7 protein-coding genes are annotated in these 6,332 nt (G+C 70.1%); 3 read left to right on the top strand and 4 right to left on the bottom strand.

Annotation, left to right across the window (positions count from 1 at the left end; genetic code table 11):
• Nucleotides 1-532, bottom strand: a 532-nt coding sequence (locus tag ACWGE1_RS10805) for a MarR family winged helix-turn-helix transcriptional regulator (RefSeq protein WP_453420179.1), incomplete at its 3' end; no start/stop codon positions are given.
• Nucleotides 533-611: 79 nt separating this feature from the next.
• Between ACWGE1_RS10805 and ACWGE1_RS10800 the strand changes: the two genes are divergently transcribed.
• Complete coding sequence (locus ACWGE1_RS10800) at nucleotides 612-1,172, top strand: hypothetical protein (protein ID WP_453420178.1); 561 nt, start codon at nucleotides 612-614, stop codon at nucleotides 1,170-1,172.
• Here the strand turns inward: ACWGE1_RS10800 and ACWGE1_RS10795 are convergent.
• Nucleotides 1,102-1,551 (bottom strand): hypothetical protein, encoded by a 450-nt coding sequence (locus ACWGE1_RS10795; protein ID WP_453420177.1) that lies wholly within the window; start codon nucleotides 1,549-1,551, stop codon nucleotides 1,102-1,104. The two genes, ACWGE1_RS10800 and ACWGE1_RS10795, sit on opposite strands and share 71 nt — an antisense overlap.
• Before the next feature lie 298 nt (nucleotides 1,552-1,849).
• Here ACWGE1_RS10795 and ACWGE1_RS10790 point away from each other — a divergent pair, with 298 nt between their 5' ends.
• A complete protein-coding gene (locus tag ACWGE1_RS10790; RefSeq protein ID WP_453420176.1) occupies nucleotides 1,850-3,088 on the top strand; it encodes a GNAT family N-acetyltransferase in 1,239 nt (412 codons plus the stop codon).
• Between the two features lie 10 nt (nucleotides 3,089-3,098).
• Here ACWGE1_RS10790 and ACWGE1_RS10785 read toward each other — a convergent pair whose 3' ends face one another.
• A complete protein-coding gene (locus ACWGE1_RS10785) occupies nucleotides 3,099-4,280 on the bottom strand; it encodes a DUF475 domain-containing protein (RefSeq protein ID WP_453420175.1) in 1,182 nt (393 codons plus the stop codon).
• 55 nt (nucleotides 4,281-4,335) lie between these two features.
• Nucleotides 4,336-5,541 carry a serine hydrolase domain-containing protein gene (locus ACWGE1_RS10780; protein ID WP_453420174.1) on the bottom strand — a complete coding sequence of 402 codons (1,206 nt, stop codon included), beginning with the start codon at nucleotides 5,539-5,541 and terminating at the stop codon, nucleotides 4,336-4,338.
• A 222-nt stretch (nucleotides 5,542-5,763) separates the two neighbouring features.
• On the opposite strand from ACWGE1_RS10780, the gene ACWGE1_RS10775 reads away from it, so the two are divergent.
• Nucleotides 5,764-6,297, top strand: a complete 534-nt coding sequence (locus tag ACWGE1_RS10775; RefSeq protein WP_453420173.1) for a GNAT family N-acetyltransferase — start codon at nucleotides 5,764-5,766, stop codon at nucleotides 6,295-6,297.
• Nucleotides 6,298-6,332: the final 35 nt, after the last annotated feature.

Raw genomic sequence — 6,332 nt, 5'->3', positions numbered from 1 at the left:
AAATACCCCGGCCTGTTCGGGGGGGGTTTGTTTTGCCTCCCCGGCGGGCTCCTATCAAACCCACACCCCCCAGGTCACCGCTGCGGTTCTCCTCGGCCAGGGTGAGCGCGGCCTCGCGCATGACGGCGACGGTTCCGGTGAGCCAGCGGCCGACGGCGGCCAGTTCGGACTCGTCGAGGCCTTGCACCACTTCGGCCATCCCTGCCGTCATCGGGGCCATGGCCGCACCCAGGACGCGGCGGTGCGCGGCCGTGGCCGTCAGGGTGAACCGGCGGCGGTCGCCGGGATCCCTCGCGCGTTCGACGTATCCGAGAGCGGCGAGCCGATCGATGATCTTGGTGATGGCGGCGTTGCTGAGGCCGGTCCCGGCGACGAGCCGACCGGGAGTGGTGCCGGGGGTGCGGGCGATGATGCCGAGCACCTTGTGCTCGGTGGCGTTGACGTGCAGGCGGGCCGCGAGCTGCTCGTGGTAGAGCACCACCCACAGGCTGAGCTCGTGGCCCAGCGCGGCGCCGTCCCGTTCGGTACTCATGCGGCCAGCGTACAAGTCTTTCACTTTGGTGAAGAAAATTGCTTCACCAAAGTGAAAGGATGTGATGGGATCAGCCCCCATGACCGCACCCCAGGCACCGACCCGTTCGAGCCCGCTTCGCCCCGGTCCGCCCTCGGCTGCGCTGCTCGGCCGCGTGTACCTCGCCGCCCTGATCACCCACCTCCCGATCCTGGCGGTGCTCCTCGCACCCCAGGGCCGCAGCCGGGTCAGCTCGGAAAGCACGGCGGGACTGCTGAACGCACTGCTGGTCGGGCTCGTGATCGCGGCCGTGGTCCTGGTACCCGCGGTCTGCGCCCGGGTCGCCCCGGCGGGCCCGCGATGGCAGCCCGGGAACGCGCTCGCCGGAGTCCGCGCCCTGATCCGCACCGACCGACGGGCCTGGCTGCGGCGCCTCGGGGAGTTGGCCGCCCTCTACATCGCGGCCCAGTGCCTGGGCGGGCTCGTCGCCCAGCTCCTTCCGTACATCTGGGAGAACCCCAGGTACGGCACCGAACCGGGGGCGGCACAGTGGGAGTTCCACTACGTCAACTTCGCACTCCAGGGCATCGTCATCTACGCGGCGGTGTGCGCGGCGACCGCATGGTACGCCTGCCGGTTGCGGCAGCTGCTGGAGGACTGATCCGCAGCGGGTCGGCCCAGGCCGAGGTCTGCGTGCCGTGCGACAGCTTGCCGTGCAGGGCGGGACCGCCGACGGTCACCACGGCGAAGAGGAACGCGGCAGTGATCAGGGTCGGTTCGGAGAACCACAGGCCGGCCAGCCAGTCGACGAGCAGGGCCACTCCCACCAGGAGGACCTTCCCCGCCACCAGGCCGAAGAACAGGGCCCGGTCGAGCGGGGCCCGCCCGGCGCGGGCGAGACGGCGGCCGGCGAAGCGTCCGACCAGGCTGACGCAGAGCACCACCACGAGGACGCGCAGCGCGTGCTCCGACGCGGGCATGTGCCCGCCGAGGGCCCACACGGCGGCCACGGCCGCGCCTGCGGCGGCGTAGGCCGCCACGCGCGCGGGCCCCGCCGACGGCTTGCACTGCCCGGTTGTGCCCTGACCTTCACGGGAACGGCTCGGCCCGGCACACGCTCGGGCGCTGTGGACGGACATGTCTCGCCTTTCGTCACGGGCAGCGAACAATTGCCACTAATTGCCACAAAACAACTTGCACTCCGAGTGTCATATGTTCCGGTGCGGGCCGTCAAGCCCCGGCCCGGGCGAACGCTGCCGGATCCTCCGGGTGACCCAGTCGGGTGGCACCCCGCCCCGTAATGCCTCCGCCACGAAAAGTCCCTGGTAGAGGTGGCCTATGACGCCACAGTTGCGGACGTTGGAGGCCCAGGAATGGGACACCTGGTACCGGACCCTGGAACGGGCGTTCGGCGGACCGCCCACACCCCCTGAGACGCGGGAGCTGTGGCAGAGCCTGACCGAACACGACCGGTCGATCGGCGCCTGGGACGGCGACGAGTGCGTGGGTACCGCCGGAGCGTTCTCGCTGCGCCTGTCGGTGCCCGGAGCCGCCTTGGTGGACACGGCCGGGGTGACGATGGTGAGCGTCGCCGCTACGCACCGCAGGCGCGGGCTGATGACGGCCATGATGCGGCGCCAGCTGGACGACATCCGCGAGCGGGGTGAACCGCTGGCGGCCCTGGTGGCCTCCGAGCCGGAGATCTACGGCCGCTTCGGCTACGGCATGGCCACGCAGCAGCTGTCGACCACCATCGACACGTCTCGCGTACGCCTGGAGGTACCCGCAGGCGACGACAGGGACGGGGTGCGGCTGCGGTACGCCGATCCGGTGTCCGCGCTGCCGGCGTGCGAAGCGGTGTACGCGGACCAGGTGGCCGACCGGCCGGGCATGCCGGCCCGCCTGCCCGGGTGGGAGCGCCTGTCCGTGCTGGCACCCCAGGGCGGCGGCCGCGACAGCGGCTCACCGCTCCAGTGCGTCGTCGCCGAGCGGGACGGGGCGACGGTCGGCTACGCCCGGTTCCACAACACCCCGCAGTGGGACGTCTCGGGCGCACACGGCAGGGTCGTGCTGCGCGACCTGGAGGCCCGGGATCCGGCCGCGTACGCGGCACTGTGGCGCTTCCTCTTCGAGATCGACCTGACGTCGACGCTCGTGGCGCAGAACCGCCCGGCGGACGACGCGTGGCAGCACCTCGTCTCCGACGTCCGCCGGTGCGAAAGGCAGCTGCGGGACGCGCTGTTCGTCCGGCTGGTGGATGTGGGCGCCGCCCTCGAAGCCCGCGCCTACCGCACCCCGGTCGAGACCGTCTTCGAGGTCACGGACTCCTTCTGCCCCTGGAACGAGGGCCGTTGGCGGCTCGCGGGGGACGCCCGGGGCGCGTCGTGCACGCGCACCCGCGCGGCGGCCGATGTGACCCTGTCGGCCCGGGCACTGGCCTCCGCCTACCTGGGCGGCGTATCGCTGACCGCTCTCGCACGGGCCGGGCGAGCCGGCGAACGGAGCCGGGGAACGCTCGCGCGGGCCTCCTTGGCCTTCGGCAACGAGGTCGCCCCCTGGCTGCCGCACTCCTTTTGAACGTCGCTTCTCATGGCGCGATCGTTCGTAGATCGGAGTCGGCACAGACGCCGGAGGAGACCTCGGCCTTCCCGTCGGACCCCGCGCCCCTCGCCTCGGCCGCAGCCAGCCTGCGGTTGCGCCGGACCGAGGAGACGAAGGACCAGGCGATCAGGATGACGCCGACGAGGCCCGTGATGACCTCGGGGATCTCGTACTGGATGGTGACGAGCAGGATCACGGCGAGGGCGCCGATCGCGTAGTGCGCGCCGTGCTCCAGGTAGACGTAGTCGTCCAGGGTGCCCTGGCGGACCAGGTAGACCGTGAGCGAGCGGACGTACATCGCGCCGATGCCGAGGCCGAGCGACATCAGGACGATGTCGTTGGTGATCGCGAAGGCGGCGATGACGCCGTCGAAGGAGAAGGACGCGTCCAGGACCTCCAGGTAGAGGAACAGGAAGAACGCGGCCTTGCCGGCCATCACGACCGCGGGGACCTTCGCGCCGCCCGTCCTGGCCGCTGCCTCGGCCTCGTGCTCGCGTTCCTCCCCTTCCTCGAGCTTGTTCTCGAAGTAGCCGGAGAGACCGCCGACGACCAGGTAGGTGATCAAGCCCGCGATGCCGGCGATCAGGACGGTCTGCGTCTTGTCCGCGTGGGTGCCGCCGTACTGGTGAGCGTTGGCCGCGAAGGTCGTCGCGGAGACGAGCAGCACGATGAGCGCGATGCAGACGGAGAGCATGTCGATCTTGCCGAGCTTGGCGAGCGGGCGCTCCAGCCAGGCGAGCCACTTGAAGTCGCGGTCCTCGAAGATGAAGTCAAGGAAGATCATCAAGAGGAACATGCCACCGAAGGCGGCGATCGACGGGTGGGCGTCGGTCACCAGCTGCTGGTACGTGTCCCGTTCGTTCAGCGCGAGCTGCACCGCTTCGATCGGACCGATCCCGGCGCTGACGGCGACGATCACGACGGGGAAGACCAGGCGCATGCCGAAGACCGCGATCAGGACTCCGACGGTGAGGAAGATCTTCTGCCAGAAGGCATTCATCTTCTTCAGGATTCCGGCGTTGACCACGGCATTGTCGAAGGACACCGAGATTTCGAGGATGGACAGGATCGCCACGATCCCGAAGCCTGCCCACCCCCCGTACAACACCGCCGCGATCAGGCCGAGCGCGGTGACCGCGAACGACCAGCCGAACGTCTTCAGAAGCACTGGCTACCCAATCGTCGTGTGCGGGGCTCCCCCGCGCCGTACTTGACTCTGCGACTCAGTCACCGAAGGCGGCGAGGGACAGGCGCTGGGCCACCGCCAGGGCACCATTGCCGGGGGACGACGACGTGCCGATCGCGTACACCGCGCGCCGGTTGAGGTCCGGGGAGGCGAAGACGCCGCTGCGGTATCCCGGATCGGAGCCCGTCTTGCCCCACAGGACCGATCCGTCGGGCAGCGGCACGGACATCAGGCCGACGCTGAAGCAGGCCGTACCCCTGGCGGGACCGGTGTTGCAGTTGGAGCCGTCGGCGTACGGCAGCGGCTTGCCGTCGGTGCCCTTCGGCACGGCGAACAGCTCCGCGGCCTGTTCCGGATGCAGCAGCCGACCGTCGAACAGGCCCGAGATGAAGCGGTCCAGGTCACCCGTGGTCGAGGTCATGCTGGCGGGCAGCCCGCCCTGCACGTTGACATCGACCGGCTCGCCGGTGCTCCGGGACATGTAGCCCGGCAGGTAGGGCGCGGGCACGGGCGTACTGCGGCCCGGCACGGCGGCCCTGGTTTCCCGCATCTTCAGCGGCTTCAGGATGCGGGCGGTCACCTCGTACTGGTACGAGTGCTTGGTGATCTCTTCGATGAGCTTGCCTGCGACGCGGTAGCCGAAGGAGTTGTACTCCTGCCGGGTACCCGGCAGGAAGCGCGGCCCCGGCGCCGGCCTGCCCACGGGGCGGAGCGTCTGCTCGATGACCTCGTCGAAGGAGAGATACTCGAGGCGGCGCTCGATCGCCTCGTCCGCCGAGGTGGCCGGGGAGCCCTCGAAGTCCTGGGGCAGGCCACTGGTGTGGTTGAGCAGCTGCCGGACGCTGATCGGCTCGGCGAACCGGTTCTCCGGCAGCAGCCCGGGCAGGTAGTGCTGGATGCTCCGGTCCAGGTCCACGCGTCCCTCGGCGGACAGTTGGAGGAGAATCACCGCCTCCATGGGCTTGCTGATACTGCCGATCCGGAAGTGCGCATCGGGGCTGATCGGCTTGCCTGTGGTGACGTCCCCGGACGTACCGCGCCACCTCTGCCCGTTCTTGCGCACGTCGGCCACGACACCGGCGGCACCGTCGTCCGGCTGCACGGCAATCGCCTTGCGCAGGGCGCCGCGGTCGAGGCCCGTGGCGGTATCGGCGTGCGCGGAGGCAGCGGAGGCGGCCTGCGCGGGGGCGATGACGCCGAACGCCAGGGCGGTGGTCAATAACAGGGCCGGGGAACGGCGCATGGGGGAAACTCCACTTGGAACGTGGTGATCAAGTTCAGGTGAGTCTGCCCGCCCGGGCCTGCCCTGTTCATCGGGGATCACCCTGGCCGGGCCCTGGTCGGACCCTGACTCCGCATCAGGGATCAGGGGTCGGTGCGACCGCCCGGCCCGAGGGACGCGCATGAATCACCGACCCTGAACGGTTCCGTGATCGATTACGGTTGCGCGATGTTCGAAGGAAACTTGGTAAGACTGCGTGCGCTGCGCGCTGAGGACGCGGAGCATCATCTCCGGTGGCGCAACGACCCGGAGGTGGTGCGCCTGGCCGCGGCCGGTGATCCGTGTTTCGGCCCGGTCACGGCGGAGGCGGTCGGGCTCGGCTTCGACACCATGCTGCGCCTGAGCCCGAGAGAGTCGGCCGTGTTCATGGTCGAGGACCTGGCCGGCGGAAGGGTGATCGGCATGGCCGACTACCGGGACCTGGACCCGTACGCCGGAGTGGCCACGCTGGGAATCACCATCGGCGAGCGGGAGTTCTGGGGTAGCGGCCACGGTAGTGACGCGTTGCGGCTGGTCATGGACCACCTGTTCGGCGCGTACGGCCTGAGCCGGCTGGAGCTGGACACCTGGAGCGGCAACGAGCGCGCCGTGCGCGCCTTCAGCAGGCTGGGCTTCCGCGAGGAAGGCCGCCGCCGGTCGGCGGTGCTGGTGGAGGGAGAGCGCTACGACCGTGTGCTCTTCGGGATGCTCCGCGAGGAGTGGGCGAACCCCGCGTGACGCCGTAGAAGTTCGACGGGCCCCGGCCGCGACCG

It is taken from the genome of Streptomyces sp. NPDC054932 (genome assembly GCF_053610205.1).
The sequence above is the reverse complement of the archived record's forward strand: the minus strand, read 5'-3'. Positions and strand labels throughout refer to the sequence as shown.